Annotated in this window: 13 protein-coding genes, 2 tRNA genes and 1 pseudogene; 12 read left to right on the top strand and 4 right to left on the bottom strand. The window is 66.3% G+C overall.

Annotated features, from left to right (window positions below; translation table 11 throughout):
- Window positions 1–92: 92 nt before the first annotated feature.
- Window positions 93–2,669, bottom strand: a complete 2,577-nt coding sequence (gene pepN / locus MSM1_RS02125; RefSeq protein WP_213439975.1) for an aminopeptidase N — start codon at window positions 2,667–2,669, stop codon at window positions 93–95.
- Between the two features lie 139 nt (window positions 2,670–2,808).
- Between pepN and MSM1_RS02120 the strand changes: the two genes are divergently transcribed.
- Both MSM1_RS02120 and MSM1_RS02115 read left to right on the top strand, forming a co-directional pair.
- On the top strand, window positions 2,809–3,417 hold the full coding sequence (locus MSM1_RS02120) for a DsbA family protein (protein WP_213439974.1): 609 nt from the start codon (window positions 2,809–2,811) through the stop codon (window positions 3,415–3,417).
- Between the two features lie 52 nt (window positions 3,418–3,469).
- Window positions 3,470–3,943: a ribose-5-phosphate isomerase gene (locus tag MSM1_RS02115; protein ID WP_213439973.1), complete on the top strand. Its 474-nt coding sequence runs from the start codon at window positions 3,470–3,472 to the stop codon at window positions 3,941–3,943.
- 65 nt (window positions 3,944–4,008) lie between these two features.
- On the opposite strand, the gene MSM1_RS02110 is transcribed toward MSM1_RS02115, so the two are convergent.
- Both MSM1_RS02110 and MSM1_RS02105 read right to left on the bottom strand, forming a co-directional pair.
- Window positions 4,009–5,196, bottom strand: a complete 1,188-nt coding sequence (locus MSM1_RS02110) for a serine hydrolase domain-containing protein (RefSeq protein WP_213439972.1) — start codon at window positions 5,194–5,196, stop codon at window positions 4,009–4,011.
- Window positions 5,197–5,272: 76 nt separating this feature from the next.
- Window positions 5,273–5,343, bottom strand: a tRNA-Gly gene (locus MSM1_RS02105).
- Between the two features lie 127 nt (window positions 5,344–5,470).
- Here MSM1_RS02105 and MSM1_RS02100 point away from each other — a divergent pair.
- From MSM1_RS02100 to MSM1_RS02085, 4 genes and pseudogenes are all read left to right on the top strand, one after another.
- Window positions 5,471–5,544, top strand: a tRNA-Pro gene (locus tag MSM1_RS02100).
- A gap of 78 nt (window positions 5,545–5,622) precedes the next feature.
- Complete coding sequence (tig, locus tag MSM1_RS02095) at window positions 5,623–7,071, top strand: trigger factor (protein ID WP_213439971.1); 1,449 nt, start codon at window positions 5,623–5,625, stop codon at window positions 7,069–7,071.
- An 86-nt stretch (window positions 7,072–7,157) separates the two neighbouring features.
- Window positions 7,158–7,760: pseudogene (locus tag MSM1_RS02090) on the top strand (ATP-dependent Clp protease proteolytic subunit); the annotation flags it as partial.
- On the top strand, window positions 7,757–8,392 hold the full coding sequence (locus MSM1_RS02085) for an ATP-dependent Clp protease proteolytic subunit (protein WP_213439969.1): 636 nt from the start codon (window positions 7,757–7,759) through the stop codon (window positions 8,390–8,392). The pseudogene MSM1_RS02090 and the gene MSM1_RS02085, both read left to right, overlap by 4 nt.
- Here MSM1_RS02085 and mmuM read toward each other — a convergent pair.
- Window positions 8,389–9,285: a homocysteine S-methyltransferase gene (mmuM, locus tag MSM1_RS02080; protein ID WP_307857328.1), complete on the bottom strand. Its 897-nt coding sequence runs from the start codon at window positions 9,283–9,285 to the stop codon at window positions 8,389–8,391. The two genes, MSM1_RS02085 and mmuM, sit on opposite strands and share 4 nt — an antisense overlap.
- Window positions 9,286–9,630: 345 nt before the next feature.
- Between mmuM and clpX the strand changes: the two genes are divergently transcribed.
- The 6 genes from clpX (at window position 9,631) to MSM1_RS02050 (ending at window position 18,106) form a co-directional block, all read left to right on the top strand.
- Window positions 9,631–10,908, top strand: a complete 1,278-nt coding sequence (gene clpX / locus MSM1_RS02075; protein WP_213439968.1) for an ATP-dependent Clp protease ATP-binding subunit ClpX — start codon at window positions 9,631–9,633, stop codon at window positions 10,906–10,908.
- 406 nt (window positions 10,909–11,314) lie between these two features.
- A complete protein-coding gene (locus tag MSM1_RS02070; protein ID WP_213439967.1) occupies window positions 11,315–13,279 on the top strand; it encodes a 2-oxoacid:acceptor oxidoreductase subunit alpha in 1,965 nt (654 codons plus the stop codon).
- A 43-nt stretch (window positions 13,280–13,322) separates the two neighbouring features.
- Complete coding sequence (locus tag MSM1_RS02065; protein ID WP_213439966.1) at window positions 13,323–14,417, top strand: 2-oxoacid:ferredoxin oxidoreductase subunit beta; 1,095 nt, start codon at window positions 13,323–13,325, stop codon at window positions 14,415–14,417.
- Window position 14,418: 1 nt separating this feature from the next.
- Window positions 14,419–15,093 (top strand): molybdenum cofactor guanylyltransferase, encoded by a 675-nt coding sequence (gene mobA / locus MSM1_RS02060; RefSeq protein WP_307857258.1) that lies wholly within the window; start codon window positions 14,419–14,421, stop codon window positions 15,091–15,093.
- A 964-nt stretch (window positions 15,094–16,057) separates the two neighbouring features.
- Entirely contained in the window at window positions 16,058–16,645 is a 588-nt protein-coding gene (locus MSM1_RS02055; protein WP_213441282.1) for a transglycosylase family protein, read from the top strand.
- 207 nt (window positions 16,646–16,852) lie between these two features.
- Complete coding sequence (locus MSM1_RS02050) at window positions 16,853–18,106, top strand: trans-acting enoyl reductase family protein (RefSeq protein WP_307857257.1); 1,254 nt, start codon at window positions 16,853–16,855, stop codon at window positions 18,104–18,106.
- Window positions 18,107–18,165 lie beyond the last annotated feature (59 nt).

Here is an 18,165-nt window from a genome sequence, read left to right as displayed (position 1 = left end):
CGCGTGGGCGCGCATCGCCGGCTTCCTTGTCCCCACGCACCCCAAGGGCGGTCGGCCCTGCCCGCCGCAGCGGTGGCGCTTGCGCCCACGGATTAGCCGGCGGCGTCGAACGTGCGGGCCCGCAGCGCCCGCTTAACGCCCGCCTGGCCCTCCAGCACCAGCCTGCGCAGTGCCGGCGGGACTTCCGGGGAAGCCAGGAACTCGTCGGCGGCGGCGATGCCGTCCTCGCTGATATCCCAGGAGGGATACAGGCCGACCACCACCGTCTGGGCGACCTCACTGGATCGGCGCTGCCACACACCCGGGATCGCCTCGAAGTAGCGGGAGGTGAATGGCTTGAGCAGCTCACCCTGCCCGGGGGCGGTGATCCCGGCGATGATCGACCGCCCGACGACGTTGGGCAAGGTGTCATCCTCGACCACCTGCGTCCAGGCGGTGTCTTTGACCGCGAATTGCGGCCGGGCCGCTGCGGCCTGCGCGGCGTGTCGTTTGCCGGCGGCGGTCGGATCGCGCTGAACTTCGGCGTCGATCACCGGCGTCGCGGTCCCCTCGGCGTCGATGACCCCGGCCGTGGCCAGCGCGATCACGATCCGCCAACGCAGGTCGGTGTCGACCACCAGACCCGCCAGCCCCTGCCCGGCCGGGTCGGTGTCCAGCAACGCCGACAACACCTGGGTGTGGCGGGCCGAAAGCACCGAGGAGCACAGGGCGTTGACAAAAGCCAGCTGGTGATCCGAGCCGGGGTCGGCGCTGCGGGCCAGCTCCAGCAACCGGTCGGCAAATGCCGGCCACCCCTGCGAGCGGGCCCAGCCCGGCTCGGCGTAAGAATTCAGCGCGGTCTGCGCCTGCTGCAGTAGCCGCTGGGCCACCCCCACATCCGTTTCGGCGACCACACCGCGGGAGACCAGTGAGACGAAATCGCGGGCCTTGAACTCCGCCTCGCGGGTCATCTCCCAGGCCGCCGACCACACCAGCGTGCGCGGCAGCGACTCGGCGATATCCCCGATGCGCTCCAGCGCGGTACGTAGCGAGCCAGGGTCCAGCCGCAGCGCGCAGTACGTCAGGTCGTCGTCGTTGACCAGGACCAACTTGCCGCGCGAAATACCCTGCAGCTCTGGTACTTCCGTTCTGGAGCCGACGACATCGAGTTCTTCGCGGTGCACCCGTGCCAGCTTGCCGGCGCCGTCGTCGTCGTAGATTCCGATCGCGATCCGATGGACCCGGGTCTCGCCCGCTCCCGGGGTGGCACCGCTCTGGGTCACCGCGAAGCGGGTGAATCGCCCATCGGCGTCGACGTCGAAATCCGCTCGCAAGGTGTTGAGGCCGGTGGTCTTGAGCCACTGGCGCCCCCAGTCGGACAGGTCACGGCCCGATGCCTTCTCCAGCGCGGCCAGCAAGTCATCGAAGGTCGCGTTGCCGAATGCGTGGGCGCGGAAGTAGTCGCGCAGCCCGGCCAGGAAATTTTCCAGGCCGACGTAGGCCACCAGCTGTTTGAGCACGCTGGCGCCCTTGGCGTAGGTGATGCCGTCGAAGTTCACTTCGACAGCGGCCAGGTCGGGGATGTCGGCGGCGATCGGATGTGTGGACGGCAGTTGATCCTGGCGATAAGCCCACGCTTTCTCGGAGTTGGCAAACGTGGTCCAGGCGTCGGTGAATTCGGTTGCCTCGCTTTGGCACAGCACCGAGGCGAAGGTGGCGAACGACTCGTTGAGCCACAGGTCATCCCACCAGCGCATGGTGACCAGGTCGCCGAACCACATGTGCGCCATCTCGTGCAGCACCGTCTCGGCGCGCCGCTCGTAGGACGCGCGGGTGACCTTGCTGCGAAACACCAGATCTTCGACAAATGTCACCGCCCCGGCGTTTTCCATCGCGCCGGCGTTGAACTCGGGAACGAACAGCTGGTCGTATTTGCCGAACGCATACGGTACGCCGAAGTGCTTGTGGTAGAAGCTGAATCCCTGTTTGGTCTGGGTGAACAGCCGCTCGGGGTCCAGGTACTGGGCCAGCGAGGTGCGGCAAAACAGCCGCAGCGGGATCTCGCCGTACTCGTCGGCGTAGGTGTCGTCCCATTCGGCGTAGGGGCCGGCGATCAGGGCAACGAGATACGTGCTCATCCGCGCGGTGGTGGCGAAGGTGTGTCTGCCGTGTTCGACGGATGTGGTGGGCGCGTTGGAGATCACCTGCCAGTGCTCGGGCGCGGTCACCGTCACGTCGAACGTGGCTTTCAGGTCGGGCTGGTCGAAGCAGGCGAACACCCGCTTGGCGTCGGCGGTTTCGAACTGCGAATACAGGTAAACCTCGCCGTCCACCGGGTCGACGAAGCGGTGCAGGCCTTCGCCGGTGTTGGAGTAGCGGCAGTCGGCGTCCACGACCACGGTATTGCGCGCGGCCAGGCCCCTCAGCGCGATGCCGGTGGCCTCGTCGTAGCCGGTGATGTCGAGTTCGCGGCCGTTGAGGGTCGCACTGCGCAGGGTGTCGGCGGCGATGTCGATGAAAGTGTCGGCACCGGGAAGGGCATCGAACGTCACCGTGGTGATGGACCGGAAGGTACCCTCACCCGGCCCGCCGCGGCCGTCGGTCACATCGAGACTGATCCGGTAGTTGTCGACGGTGATGAGCGCGGCGCGGTCGCCGGCCTGTTCGCGGGTGAGGTTCGGAAGAGCCACGAGTCCAACTTAGCCAAGCGAAGATGCGCTGTTTACAGCGGAGGAGGCGGCCGGGGATCGGGCCGAGGCGGCTCGGGAACAGGATTGCCGCGGCTACGGTTGTGTCAGGCGGTCCCCGTCGAGACGAGAGAGGATACGCATGCCCGAGAAGTCGGTAGCAGATTTCTGGTTCGATCCGGTATGCCCGTGGGCCTGGATCACCTCACGCTGGATTCTTGAGGTGGAAAAGGTTCGCGATATCACGACCCGCTTTCATGTCATGAGCTTGGCGGTGCTCAACGAGGGTCGCGAGGTGCCCGAGGAGTACCAAGAGCTGATGGCGAAGGCCTGGGGACCGGTGCGGGTGGCGATTGCCGCCGAGCAGGCGCGCGGCCCGGAGATACTGCGGCCGCTGTACACCGCGATGGGTGCCCGCATCCACAACGAGGGCAACAAGGACCTTGGCGACGTCATCAAACAGTCGCTCGCCGAGGTGGGGTTGCCCGCCGAGCTGGCCGACGCCGCCGGGAGCGAGGCGTATGACGAGGCGCTGCGGGCCAGCCACCATGCCGGTATGGACGCGGTCGGCCTCGACGTCGGAACCCCGACCATCCACGTCAACGGGGTGGCCTTTTTCGGGCCGGTGTTGTCGAAGATCCCGCGCGGCGAGGAGGCCGGCAGGCTCTGGGACGCCTCGGTGGCCTTCGCCTCTTACCCGCATTTCTTTGAACTCAAGCGCACCCGCACCGAGTCGCCGCAATTCGACTGATCGCCGCGGCACGGCCAGCGAGTGGCGTCGGGCGTCGGGCACAATGGCGGGCATGCGCGTCTACCTCGGCTCTGACCACGCCGGCTACGACCTGAAGCGGCACATTATCGAGCACCTGGAGAAATCCGGACACGAGCCGATCGACTGCGGCGCCTTCAGCTACCAGGCCGACGACGACTACCCGCCGTTTTGCATCGCCACCGCGTCGCGCACCGTGGCCGACCCGGGCAGCCTGGGCATTGTGCTGGGTGGGTCCGGCAACGGCGAGCAGATCGCCGCCAACAAGGTTCCCGGGGCCCGGTGCGCCCTGGCGTGGAGTGTCCAGACCGCGGCGTTGGCCCGAGAGCACAACAACGCCCAGCTGATCGGGATCGGCGGGCGGATGCACACCGTTGCGGAGGCGCTGGCCATCGTCGACGCCTTCCTGAGCACGCCGTGGTCGCAAGCCGAACGCCACCAACGGCGCATCGACATTCTCAGTGAATACGAACGCACCCACCGGGCGCCGCCGGTGCCCGGCGCCTGACGGCCCGCCCTCTCGGCCCGCCGTGCCACACCCGACGATGGCCCCGCCAGGTCACGTCGGGCAACTCACGTCTTGGTGGTAACGCCAAGCGCGGCATAGATCTCGTTACTGAGGGCTACGCTGCGCGGATCGGCATTGGCTTTGGTGGCGTCGAAGTGGTTCATCACGTATGCGTAGCCGATCCGGTGCTCCAGGTCGGCGAACGCGAACGAGCCGCCCAGGCCGCCGTGTCCGAACATCAGCGGGTTGGGCCCGTTGAGGCAGCGCTGGTTGAGCATGTAGCCCAGACCCCAGCCGTGGTCAGCGACCCGGGGACCGAGCACCAGGTCGGTGTCAAAGCCACCCTGCGGCATCCGGACCAGCTCCAGGTGGCGCCGGCTTAACAGCTTCTCCTGGGCCAGCGCGTTGTAGAAGCTCGCCATCCCCAGCGCCGACACCTGCCCGTTGTTGGCGGGGAACTCCAGCTCGCGCCATCGCTTCAGGTCGTGGGAGCCCAGCTCGTCGTCGGGGGCGAACCCCATCGCCACGGCCAGCCCCGCCTTGGGGTGCTCGGCCAGCGTGAGCGGGTGCGCGGGCGCTCCCGCTGCGGCCAGCACGTCACGGACGTGTGGCTTTCCTATCGGATCCGCGCAGCGGTGATGCTCGGTGACGGGCAGGCCGATGTGCACGTCGATGCCCAGCGGCTCGGCGATCTCGGTGCGCAGGTACTGCCCGATGGTGCGCCCGGTGACCCGGCGGAAGACCTCCCCGAGGATGAAGCCGAACGTGAACATGTGGTAGCCCTGCGCGGTGCCCGGCGCCCACCATGGCTCGGCGGCGGCCAGCTGTTCGCAGACGAAATCCCAATCGGCGATGCGCTGCCAGGGCACCGGCGTTCGCGGACCGATCACCCCGGAGCGATGGCTCATCACCATGGCGATGGTGATGGCCTCCTTGCCCGCCCGCGCGAACTCGGGCCAATAGCGCGCCACCGGCGCATTCAGATCGATCTCGCCGCGCTCGACCAGTTGGTGCACACACGTGCTTGTCAACCCTTTAGTTCCGGAAAGCACGGTAGCCAGCGTGTCCTCGCGCCACGGCCGGGTCCCGGCGGCATCGGCCGAGCCGCCCCACAAGTTGACGACGAGTTCTCCGTCCACCCAGGCCGCGACGGCGGCCCCGATCTCCTTGCGCACCGCAAAGTTCTGCTTGAATGCGTCCCGAACTCTGTCGAAGCCCGGCGCGCACGCGCCCTGGATGTCGACGTCGGCCATGGTGCCTCCTGGCTCCATTTGTCCGGCCTCCTTGAGTGTTGCCCCGGCACCGCGTCGCAACCGGGACCCCAGCTCGAGCGGGCGACGGGAATCGAACCCGCGTCGCTAGTTTGGAAGACTAGGGCTCTACCATTGAGCTACGCCCGCAGGAATTTATTCGTGCGCGACTGTACGTCGTCGCAGACATCAACTCCAAATGACACCACTTCGTGACCTCGCTGTTGAGGTCGGTACGGGCAGCGGCGAGCCGGGCCGTAGGATCGCGAGATCAGCGCGGGGTGTAGCGCAGCTTGGTAGCGCATCCGCTTTGGGAGCGGAAGGCCGCAGGTTCAAATCCTGTCACCCCGACCGGCCTACCGAGCGCGGGGCCAACCCCAGCAACAACAGCCAGCTACAACAGCCAGCGACATTGTAAGGAGCACACCCGTGAAGAGCACCGTCGAGCAGTTGAGCCCCACCCGGGTTCGCATCAATGTGGAGGTGCCCTTCACCGAGCTGGAGCCGGACTTTGAGCGGGCCTACCAGGAGCTGGCCAAGCAGGTGCGCTTGCCCGGCTTTCGTCCCGGGAAGGCACCGGCGAGGCTCCTCGAAGCGCGGATCGGCCGGCAGGCGATGCTCGACCAAGTCGTCAGCGACGCTCTGCCCGGCCGCTACAGCCAAGCGGTGACCGACACAAACATCCGGCCGCTGGGCGAACCCCAGATCGAGGTGACCAAAAAGGAGTACGGCCAGGAACTGGTCTTCACCGCCGAGGTCGATGTGCGCCCCAAGGTTACGCTGCCGGACCTCAGCACACTGACGATCACGGTGGACCCGGTCGAGGTCAGCGACGATGACGTCGAGGCCGAATTGCAATCGCTGCGGACCCGGTTTGGCACATTGGCCGGGGTGGACCGGCCCGCGGCCGTCGGTGATGTCGTCTCGATCGACTTGTCCGCCACCATCGACGGCGAGGACGTGCCGGACGCGACGACCGAGGGACTGTCGCACGAGGTCGGTTCCGGACGGCTGGTCGAGGGCCTCGACGAGGCGATCGTCGGTCTGTCCGCTGGCGAGTCGCGGGTTTTCACCACCAAATTTTCCGCCGGCCCGCATGCTGGTCGGGAAGCCGAAGTCACCGTCACCGTCAGGTCGGTGAAGGAACGTGAACTTCCGGAACTTGATGACGAATTCGCGCAGCTGGCAAGCGAATTCGATACGATCTCCGAGCTGCGGGCCGGTTTGGCCGACCGGGTGCGCCAGGTTAAACGGGTCCGGCAGGCAGAGCAGATCCGCGATGCCGCGCTCGATGCGCTGCGGGAGCAGGTCGATATGCCGCTACCCGAGGCACTGGTGCAGGCGCACGTCGACAACACCGTGAACAGCGCCCTGCGCGGTCTGGGCCACGACGAAGCCAAATTTGCCGAGGCATTGGCCAACCGGGGCTCTTCGCGCGAGGAGTTCGACGCCGGTGCCCGCGCCGCCGCCGAGAGGGTGGTCAAAACGCAGCTGCTGCTGGACGCCCTCGCCGATGATCTGGACATTCAGGTGGGGCAGGAGGATCTCACCGAACGACTGGCGCTGATGTCGCGGCAATACGGCATGGAACCGCAGCAGCTGGTGTCGTATCTCACGCAGAACAATCAGCTAGCCGGCGTTTTCGCCGACGTGCGGCGCGGGCTGGCCGTCGCTGCGCTGGTCGAAGCGGCCACGGTCCGTGATACCGACGGAAACGTGATCGACACCAGCGAGTTCTTCGGCAAGCGCCCCGGCCCCGCGGCTTCCGAGGGTGCGCAGGCCGACACATCGAAGCCCGCGGCCGGCGACGCCGGCCACAAATCCGCCCAGGGTATCGCTGGCCAGCAGGACGCGGCCCTCGGGGGTGCCGCGACGTGAAGCTGTGAGCGAACGCCGGCGGTTCAGCAAGTGCGCGGCGTCGCCGGTCGGCTAGTGTCAGGGCATGCAAGACTCGAGAAAGCAGGTATACCGTCGTGAGTGACATGCGGTCGAACACGCAGGGCCTCACCCTCACCGACTCGGTCTACGAGCGGTTGCTTGCCGAGCGCATCATCTTCCTGGGCTCAGAGATCAACGACGACATCGCCAACCGGCTGTGCGCGCAGATTCTGCTGCTCGCCGCCGAAGACCCCGCCAAGGACATCTCCTTGTACATCAACTCCCCGGGCGGGTCGATCAGTGCCGGCATGGCGATCTACGACACCATGGTGCTGGCGCCGTGCGACATCGCCACCTACGCGATGGGCATGGCGGCCTCGATGGGCCAGTTTCTGCTCGCGGCGGGCACCAAGGGCAAGCGCTACTCGCTGCCGCACGCCCGGATTCTGATGCACCAGCCGTTGGGTGGGGTGACCGGCAGCGCGGCCGACATCGCCATCCAGGCCGAGCAGTTCGCCGTCATCAAGAAGGAGATGTTTCGGCTCAATGCGGAATTTACCGGCCAGCCGATCGAGCGGATCATGGCCGATTCCGACCGCGACCGCTGGTTTACCGCTCAGGAAGCCCTGGAATACGGGTTCGTCGACCACATCATCACCAATGCCCCAGTAAACGGAGAAGCCCGATGACCCCGCAGACCTACCCCCGGGCCCGCTACATCCTGCCGTCGTTCATCGAGCACTCGAGCTGGGGCATCAAAGAGTCCAACCCGTACAACAAACTGTTCGAGGAACGCATCATCTTTCTCGGCGTGCAGGTCGACGATGCCTCGGCGAATGACATCATGGCGCAGTTGTTGGTGCTGGAGTCGCAGGACCCCGACCGTGACATCACCATGTACATCAACTCGCCGGGCGGCTCGTTCACCTCGCTGATGGCCATCTACGACACCATGCAGTACGTGCGGGCCGACATTTCCACCGTTGTCCTGGGCCAGGCGGCATCGGCCGCGGCGGTGCTGCTGGCCGCCGGAACCCCGGGCAAGCGGATGGCGCTGCCCAACGCCCGGGTGTTGATCCACCAGCCGTCACTCGCCGGGGTCATTCAAGGTCAATTCTCCGACCTGGAGATCGAGGCCGCCGAGATCGCGCGGATGCGCGAGCTGATGGAGGTCACCCTGGCCCGCCACACCGGCAAGGAGCCCGAGGTGATCCGCAAGGACACCGACCGCAACAAGATCCTGACCGCCGAACAGGCGAAGGAGTACGGGATCATCGACACCGTGTTGGCCTACCGGAAGGTGTCCGCGCAAGTCGCCTAAGCCGCCGGGGGCGGTGCGGAGTTGACCGCGGCCGCGAGCGCGGCGATATCGGCCGGCCCCACCCGGCAGCAGCCGCCGATGATGCGCGCCCCGGCCGAAACCCAGCGCGACACCAGTGTCGGGGACAATCGTGATGCCCCGGTCCAGGTCCGGCGCCGCGCGTCCCAATGCTCGCCGCTGTTGGGGTAGACGATCACCGGTTTGGCCGAAACGGCCTGCGCGACACCGATCGCGGGCAGCACATCGTTGGGCGCGCAACAGTTGACGCCGACCGCGACGATCTCCGGCACGCCAGCGGCCACCGCGAATGCCTCGGCCAGCGGTTGCCCGGCCCGGGTGCGGGTTCCCGTGATGGTGTAGCACAGCCAGGCCGGCACCCCGACTTGTCGCACCAACTCCACTAGCGCTTCGGCCTCGTCGACATCGGGCAGGGTTTCCAGTGCGAGCACGTCGGCACCGGCGCCGGCCAGCACCTCCAGGCGCGGCCGATGCCATTTCATCAGCGCGGTGACGGAAAGCCCGTAACGTCCGCGGTACTCCGAGCCGTCGGCGAGCACCGCGCCGTACGGCCCAACCGAGGCGGCGACCCAGCGCCCGGTCGCGCCCACCTCCTCGCGCGCGGACTGGGCCAGCTGAACGCTGCGTCGCAGCAACCGTACGGCTTCGTCTCTACCGATCCCCTGCGCGGCGAACCCCTCAAACGAGGCCTGGTAGCTGGCGGTCGTGGCGATCACGGCTCCGGCGCGAAAGTACGCGGCGTGAACAGCGGCGATCTCGTGCGGCGCGGTTACCAGCAGCCTCGCCGACCACAGGCCGCCGGAGAGGTCGTTGCCGCGTGCCTCGAGTTCGGTGGCCAGCCCGCCATCGCCGATCAGCACGGTGCGATCGGGCACGGCGAATCCCACAACGCCACTCTACGAGCCAGTTCAGGGGGGTGGTCGGAACAGTTGCGCGGTGGCGCGGGGTCGCCGGGGGCGCTCCTTGCCTCCTGACGCCGGGCGCGTCGGCGCGGTGCCGGGCCGCCGAGCCAGTCACGGCCGCGACACGCCAAGGACACAGTTGGCGCAGCCGCTGGGTGGAGGGCTTCGTCGGGCGATATGTTCACATCGGCCGACGATAAATACCACCGACGCGATTCGGCCCTACGGTCGCGCAGCGCCGGAGCAAGGGGGTAGCGTCGGCAACACAGGGCGATTCACCATGCCCCAACGGCGAACAGGAAGTAGGCTCTCAGCACCATGGCGCGCATCGGAGACGGCGGTGATTTGCTGAAGTGCTCGTTCTGCGGCAAGAGCCAGAAGCAGGTTAAGAAGCTCATCGCGGGCCCCGGCGTCTACATCTGCGACGAGTGCATCGACCTGTGCAACGAGATCATCGAGGAAGAGCTCGCCGATGCCGACGACGTCAAACTCGATGAACTGCCCAAACCCGCCGAAATCCATGAGTTTTTGGAGAGCTACGTCATCGGTCAGGAAAACGCCAAGAAAACGCTGGCCGTCGCGGTCTACAACCACTACAAGCGCATCCAGGCCGGGGACAAAGGCTCACGGTCCGGCGAGCCGGTCGAGCTGACCAAGTCCAACATTTTGATGCTCGGGCCCACCGGCTGCGGTAAGACCTATCTGGCTCAGACGCTGGCCAAGATGCTCAACGTTCCGTTCGCTATCGCCGACGCCACCGCCCTGACCGAGGCGGGTTACGTCGGCGAGGATGTCGAGAACATTCTGCTCAAACTGATCCAGGCCGCCGATTACGACGTCAAGCGCGCCGAAACGGGCATCATCTATATCGATGAGGTCGACAAGATCGCCCGTAAGAGCGAGAACCCGTCGATCACCCGCGACGTCTCCGGGGAGGGCGTGCAACAAGCGCTGTTGAAAATCCTGGAGGGCACCCAGGCGTCGGTACCTCCGCAGGGTGGCCGCAAGCACCCGCATCAGGAGTTCATCCAGATCGACACCACCAATGTGCTGTTTATCGTCGCGGGCGCGTTCTCCGGGCTGGAGAAGATCATCTACGACCGTGTCGGCAAACGCGGTTTGGGCTTCGGCGCCGAGGTGCGCTCCAAGGCCGAGATCGACACCACCGACCATTTCGCCGAGGTGATGCCCGAGGACCTGATCAAATACGGGCTGATCCCGGAATTCATCGGCCGGCTGCCGGTGGTGGCCTCGGTGACCAACCTGGACATGGAATCGCTGGTCCGGATCCTGTCCGAACCCAAGAATGCCCTGGTCAAGCAGTACACTCGACTGTTCGAGATGGACGGCGTGGAGCTGGAGTTCACCCACGAAGCGCTGGAAGCCATCGCCGCACAAGCGATTCACCGCGGCACCGGTGCCCGCGGGTTACGCGCAATCATGGAGGAAGTCCTCCTGCCGGTGATGTACGACATCCCCAGCCGCAATGACGTTGCCAAAGTCGTGGTCACCAAGGAGACCGTGCAGGACAACGTGTTGCCGACGATCGTGCCGCGCAAGCCCGCGCGCGCCGAGCGGCGTGACAAAACCGCCTGACCACCACGGCCGGTACCCCCGTTGTGCGGAGGTGCGCCGTAGGCCGGGCTGCGGCCCGTGGACACCGGCGCGACCCGGGGCCGTGGATCGGCAACCGCAGGCCACCGCCCAAGGTGTGCGCCGCAGGTGTTGTGGTTCTTCAACCTTGGGCGTTGGCGGATGTGACTAACACCATATGTTGTCGTGCCGGGCCTCAGCTGCCCCGGCATGGCGTGGGCGTATGGTGAGGGGTCGGTAGCATGGTCGTCGATAGTGATGGTCGGCTTGTCGCCAGGGGTGGTGCGATAATTGGTACTGCCAGCGACAGAGCAGGCGGGTTGGGGGTCCACTCCGGCGGCGCGGAAACGCTACCTGAGGTCGCGGTGCGGAGTGCCCGTACCCCGGAGCAGCAACGAAAGGCGAGGACGTGGATCCGAACGGCAACGGAGCCGATCCAGAGTCAGCATCGCATAGTTCCGGCGCGGGGACGTCGCGGCGGCAGCGACTGGAGAACGTTGTCATTCGTTTCGCCGGGGACTCCGGTGACGGGATGCAGCTCACCGGTGACCGGTTCACTTCGGAGGCAGCGCTTTTCGGCAACGACCTGGCGACCCAACCGAACTTTCCGGCGGAGATTCGAGCGCCGGCAGGCACGCTGCCCGGGGTCTCGTCCTTCCAGATTCAAATCGCCGATCACGACATCCTCACCGCGGGGGATCGGCCGGATGTGCTGGTGGCCATGAACCCGGCGGCCCTCAAGGCCAACATCGATGATCTGCCGCGCGGCGGAATGGTCATCGCGAACTCCGACGAATTCACCAAACGCAACCTGGCCAAAGTCGGCTACGACGGCAACCCGCTGGAAAACGACGAGCTGGCCGAGTACGTAGTGCACGCCGTCCCGATGACCACGCTGACCCTCGGGGCCGTCGAGGCGAGCGGCGTGTCGAAGAAGGATGGCCAGCGCGCCAAGAACATGTTCGCGCTGGGCCTGCTGTCATGGATGTACGGGCGCGAACTTGCGCACAGTGAGGCCTTCATCCGGGACAAGTTCGCCCGCAAGCCCGACATCGCGGAGGCCAACATTCTTGCCCTGAAGGCGGGTTGGAACTACGGCGAAACCACCGAGGCCTTCGGCACCAGCTACGACGTTCCTCCGGCGAAGCTGCCGCCCGGTGAGTATCGGCAGATCTCGGGCAACACCGCGCTGGCCTACGGGATCGTTGTGGCCGGTCAACTGGCCGGCATCCCGGTGGTCCTCGGCAGCTACCCGATCACACCCGCGTCGGACATCCTGCACGAGTTGTCCAAGCACAAGAACTTCAACGTGATCACCTTCCAGGCCGAAGACGAAATCGGCGGTGTCTGCGCGGCGCTGGGGGCTGCGTATGGAGGCGCGCTCGGGGTCACCAGCACCTCGGGTCCCGGTCTTTCACTGAAATCCGAGGCCATCGGGCTCGGGGTGATGGCCGAGCTGCCCCTGGTGGTTATCGACGTGCAGCGCGCCGGCCCGTCAACGGGTATGCCGACCAAGACCGAGCAGGCTGATCTGCTGCAGGCGATGTTCGGCCGCAACGGCGAGTCTCCGGTCGCGGTGTTAGCGCCGCGGTCGCCGGGCGACTGCTTTGAGACCGCCCTGGAAGCGGTGCGGATTGCAGTCTCATATCACACCCCGGTGGTGGTGCTGTCCGATGGTGCCATCGCCAACGGCTCCGAGCCGTGGCGCATCCCCGATATCAGCGCGTTGGCACCCATTGAGCCCAACTACGTCAGGGCTGGTGAGCCCTTCCAGCCGTACGCGCGCGACCGGGACACCCTTGCCCGCCAGTTCGCCGTTCCGGGCACACCCGGCCTGGAGCACCGCATCGGGGGGTTGGAGTCGGCTAACGGCTCCGGGGAGATCTCCTATGACCCGGCCAACCACGATCTGATGGTGCGGGTGCGCCGGGAGAAGATCGACGGCATCCGGGTCCCCGACCTACAGGTCGACGATCCGACCGGTGACGCCGAGCTGCTGCTGATCGGGTGGGGCAGTTCCTACGGCCCGATCGGTGAGGCGTGCCGCCGCGTGCGACGCAAGGGCATCAAAGTCGCGCACGCCCACGTGCGCTACCTCAATCCGTTTCCGGCCAACCTGGGTGACGTGTTGCGCCGCTACCCCCAGGTGGTGGCGCCGGAGATGAACCTGGGCCAACTGGCGCTGCTGCTGCGCGGCAAATACCTGGTCGACGTGCAATCGGTCACCAAGGTTCAGGGCGTCTCCTTCCGGGCCGACGAGGTGGCACGGGTGATCCGCGCGGCGCTGGGGGGAACGCTCGCCGAAATCGAGCAAGACAAGACGATGGTCGCCAGATTGGCGGCGGCAACGGTCGGAGCGGACACGAGCACATGACCCGCCCGGCGACGATGCGAAGCGATGAGAAGGAGCGGCGCTGATGAGAGGCGTGATCGGCGATCTGGTGGGCGCGGAGCCGGACCTGGCGGCAGCTGAGATGTCGAAGAACACCGGCGTGCCCACGACCGATCAGCCGCAGAAAGCCAAGGACTTCACCAGTGACCAGGAAGTCCGCTGGTGCCCGGGCTGTGGCGACTACGTGATTCTCAACACCATCCGCAACTTTCTGCCCGAACTCGGGTTGCGCCGGGAGAACATCGTTTTCGTCAGTGGCATCGGCTGCTCCAGCCGCTTCCCGTACTACCTGGAAACCTACGGTCTGCATTCGATTCACGGCCGAGCGCCCGCCATTGCGACCGGCCTTGCCCTGGCCCGCCCCGATCTGTCGGTGTGGGTGGTCACCGGTGACGGTGACGCGTTGTCGATCGGGGGAAACCACCTAATCCACGCGCTGCGCCGTAACGTCAACATCACGATCCTGCTGTTCAACAACCGGATCTACGGGCTGACGAAGGGGCAGTATTCGCCGACGTCGGAGATCGGCAAGATCACCAAGTCGACACCGATGGGATCACTCGACCAGCCGTTCAACCCGGTGTCGTTAGCGCTGGGCGCCGAGGCGACCTTTGTGGCGCGCGCGTTGGACTCCGACCGCCAAGGCCTGTCCGAGGTGCTGCGCGCCGCTGCGCGGCATCGCGGATCCGCTTTGGTTGAGATCCTGCAGGACTGCCCGATTTTCAACGACGGATCGTTTGACGTGCTCCGCAAGGAAGGCGCGGAGGAGCGGGTGATCAACGTGCGTCACGGCGAGCCGATCACCTTCGGCGCCAACGGCGAATATTGCGTGGTGCGATCGGGATTCGGGCTCGACGTGGCCAAGACCGCGGACGTTGCCGTCCAGGACATCGTCGTGCACGACGCGCACACCGAAGATGTCGCGTACGCGTTCGCGCTGTCACGGCTGTCCGATCAGAATCTCGAGCACACCGTGCTGGGTGTGTTGCGCCAGATCAGCCGGGTGACATACGACGACGCGGCCCGTGCTCAGGTCCGTACCGCCAAAAAAGCCAAGCCTTATGACGCGGCTGCCCTGCAATCACTGTTGCGCGGGCAGGACACCTGGACCGTCTCCTGACGTGGATTTGCCGGCAGCCGAACCGGCCGCTCTGGCCGGGGTCGTGCTGGCGGGGGGCGCATCGCGACGCATGGGGCGCGACAAGGCCACGATGCCGGTTCCCGAGGAGATCGCAGGCCGCAGCGGCATCACGATGGTGGAGCACGTGGTGGGTGTGTTGGCGCGGCGCTGCCATCCGGTCTTCGTGATGGCCGCTCCCGGGCAGCCGATACCACCAGTGCAAGCGCGCATCGTGCGTGACGAGCTACGCGGTCAGGGTCCATTGCTGGCAACTGGTCGTGGCTTGCGGGCGGCCGCGGCGGCCGGTGCCCGGTGGGCGTTTGTGTGCGCCGTCGACATGCCGTTGCTAACGGGCGGCCTGATCGATGATCTCTTTCGCCGGGCAGCCCGGCTAGGCGCCGACGTGGTGTTGCCGTGGGACGGCCATGACCACTATCTGGCCGCGGTGTATCGGACCGAGTTGGCGCCGCGGGTCGACGCGCTGGTGGCACACGGGGAACGGGCGATGCGCGCGTTGGTCGACTCGGTCGACGCCCAGCGAATTGTGATATCGGATTCGCGGCCGCTGGCGAATATCAACTCGCCCGCTGACTTTCATGCGCTGCTGCCGGTCGTGGGGCTCGAGCGGGCCGGAGCGGACTCTGCTCCCGGAGACATATCACTATCTCAGCGTTAATTCAGCTAACTTCCATCGCCATTTCATGGGATAATCGTTAAATTCAGTAATTTCCAACGCGTATTATCTTTCCAAAACTGCCATCCTCTGGCTCTGCCTTCCTGCCCGTATTAGGTTGCGTATTAGGTTGCGGCAGCGCGAGTTTGGCATTTTTTTGTTGCGGAAGCATCCAGATAGACCCAGCGAAATTATTAGCGGGGCTGGGATCTAGCCGGAGCTTTTCCGGGCGGTCTTCGGGCCGGCTCGTGCCCGCCCTGCTATACGCTTGCCGCAGATATCTCCTGTCGAATCATACTGGCAGACAGGGTAATTAGCGAAGCAAGGCGAGCTGGTGGGCTCGGCCTTCAAAAGGGCATGGCGCACTCTTGAGCCTCATCGCGACGAGACTGGAATTGTAAATCCTTTGCCTAACGGGATATTTAGATCTATCTCGCTGTCTGCGGGCGGTGCTTGAGTGATTTTTCTGCCGCCGGCGGCGGACACCGAACTCGGGCAAGCAGTCGACGGGAGGTTCCGGCGGAGCCGCCACCGGCGGCAAACCAGTGGGGTGGATCACACTATCAGCGTGATTTGACTCACATCCATGCCGTTACGGCACGGTGGCGACGCAAGTGAAAAATACCGTCTGCACCTGGGAAAACGAGCGATCAGCCGATCTGTTATCAACTCGTTATTGGACAGAGATACAGCATTCTTCGAGATGACGAAAGCAATTCGGTCTCATACGGTGCCTTTCGGCCCTCTCACGGGCAAACCACAATTGAATCCACGAATCCGCGTGTGAGCGGGGCTGTGGGCGGTGACAGCCGCGTCGCGGCCGGCGGGCGCCAGGTTCGCCGGGCAGAGCGTGCCCCCGCTGGAGTGCCGGAAAGAGACGGCACGTCCCGAAGCACCAATCCCCCGAGCAGGCACCTCGCCCCACCGTGGGGCTGGCTTCGGCGCGCGCAGCGCGAAAGGAACCATGTTGAAGAACGTCCGCAAGACGCTCGTCATTGCCGGAATCGCCGGGGCGCTCGTCGCAGCGCCAAGTGCGCCGTTCGTTGCCACCGCCTATGCGGAAGGCGAGGCGTGGGACGCGAGCGCGGCCTTCGGCACGGCTGCCGAGGAGCCCGCGGCGCTGGCGCTTGACGAGGGCGCCCCGGAGGGGCCCGCGGAGCCCGCGGCGCTGGCGCTTGAGGAGAGCGCCCCGGAGGGACCCGAGGCGCCCGCTGCGGAGGCTCTGGAGGCCGCCGAGCCCGACGCTGCGCAGCCGCCTGCGTCGGAGGCTCCCGAGGCGCCCGCTGCGAAAACCCCGGAGATGCGCCCCGCCCGGCAGACGGCATACAGCGTCAACTGGGACGCGATCGCGCAGTGCGAATCCGGTGGCAACTGGTCGATCAACACCGGTAACGGCTACTCCGGTGGTCTGCAGTTCACCCCGGGCACTTGGGCGGCCAACGGTGGCAGCGGGTCCCCCCATAACGCGAGTCGCGAGGAGCAGATACGAGTCGCCGAGAACGTGCTGCGCACCCAGGGCCTTGGGGCCTGGCCGGTGTGCGGCCGGCGCGGCTGAGCGCCCGGAAAACGAGCGTGCGGTGCCGGTAGTGCCTGGCGGGCGCCGGATCACTCCGGGCACTCCGGTGCCGCCACCGCGGCGGCCGTGGGCGACACGCGCGAGGCCCCGCTCGGCGACCCGGGCCTCGGTGCTTGCGGTGCGCGCCGAAGAAATGCTCGGAGGGCGCGCGGACCGGGCGGAATCGCTGGGGGTAGCTTCTTGGCCGTGACCGGGTCACGGGATTTCGACATCGTCTTATACGGGGCGAGCGGTTTCGTCGGTAAGCTGACCGCGGAGTATCTGGCCCGTGCTGGCGGGAGTGCGCGCATCGCGTTGGCCGGCCGGTCGATCGAGCGCTTGCAGGCGGTGCGCAAAACCCTGCATGAATCGGCGCGCGGGTGGCCGATTTTGGTGGCCGACGCCGCGCAGCCGTCGACCTTGAGGGCGATGGCCAGCCAGGCACAAGTGGTGGTCACCACGGTCGGGCCCTACACCCGTTACGGGTTGCCGCTGGTGGCCGCGTGTGCCGCGGCAGGAACCGATTACGCCGACCTGACCGGCGAGGCGATGTTCGTGCGCACCAGCATCGACTCCTACCACAAGCAGGCCGCCGACAGCGGTGCCCGCATCGTGCATGCCTGTGGATTCGATTCCATTCCTTCAGATCTGAGTGTCTACGCGCTGTATCGCACGATAAGCGACGAGGGCGCCGGCGAGCTGGTCAACACCGATTTCGTGCTGCGCCGCTTTTCCGGCGGGTTGTCCGGTGGCACGATCGCGTCGATGCTCGACGTGCTGCAGACCGCGTCGAGTGATCCGCGCGCCCGGCGCCTGCTCGCCGACCCCTATACGTTAAGTCCCGATCGCAGCGCAGAACCCGACCTGGGCCCGCAGCCGGATTTACCGTGGCGTCGTGGTGGCGAGATAGCGCCGGAGCTGAGCGGCATCTGGACGGCCGGGTTTTTGATGGCGCCATACAACACTCGAATTGTGCGGCGCAGCAATGCATTGCTGGGCTGGGCTTACGGAAGGCGGTTTCGCTACGCCGAGCACATGAGCATGGGATCGGGGCTTGTCCTCGCCCCGGTGGCGTCGGCCATCATGACCGGCGGAACCAGCGCGTTGTTCGGGTTGGGCAGCCGGTATTTCAGGCCGCTGCCGCGCCGGCTCATCGAGCGTATCGTGCCCAAACCAGGCACCGGCCCGAGCGCGGCCACCCGGGAGCGCGGGTACTACCAGGCGGAGACCTACACCACCACGACCAGCGGAGCCCGGTATACGGCGAAGATCGCTCAGCGAGGCGACCCGGGCTATCAGGCGACATCGGCGCTGCTGGGGGAGAGCGGCCTGGCGCTCGCCATGGACCGCGACCAGCTCTCGGACCTGCGTGGTGTCCTGACGCCCGCGTCCGCGATGGGCGACGCACTGCTGGCGCGCCTGCCGGCTGCGGGGGTGTCGCTGGAGATTGGCCGACTTTAAGGGATTCCGGCCGCGAGCGCGTTATCCGGCGTTATCCGCTCGAACCACTGTCAAGAGTG

Source organism: Mycobacterium sp. SM1 (genome assembly GCF_018361265.1).
Classification (GTDB): Bacteria; Actinomycetota; Actinomycetes; order Mycobacteriales; family Mycobacteriaceae; genus Mycobacterium.
This window is presented reverse-complemented; position numbering and strand designations above follow the sequence as displayed.

Excerpts from the sequence above, each read along its gene's own strand:
- MSM1_RS02085 (WP_213439969.1), top strand. The coding sequence starts at position 7,757 with ATGACCCCGCAGACCTACCCCCGGGCCCGCTACATCCTGCCGTCGTTC.
- MSM1_RS02120 (WP_213439974.1), top strand. The coding sequence starts at position 2,809 with ATGCCCGAGAAGTCGGTAGCAGATTTCTGGTTCGATCCGGTATGCCCG.
- clpX (WP_213439968.1), top strand. The coding sequence starts at position 9,631 with ATGGCGCGCATCGGAGACGGCGGTGATTTGCTGAAGTGCTCGTTCTGC.
- MSM1_RS02110 (WP_213439972.1), bottom strand. The coding sequence starts at position 5,196 with ATGGCCGACGTCGACATCCAGGGCGCGTGCGCGCCGGGCTTCGACAGA.
- MSM1_RS02065 (WP_213439966.1), top strand. The coding sequence starts at position 13,323 with ATGAGAGGCGTGATCGGCGATCTGGTGGGCGCGGAGCCGGACCTGGCG.
- MSM1_RS02115 (WP_213439973.1), top strand. The coding sequence starts at position 3,470 with ATGCGCGTCTACCTCGGCTCTGACCACGCCGGCTACGACCTGAAGCGG.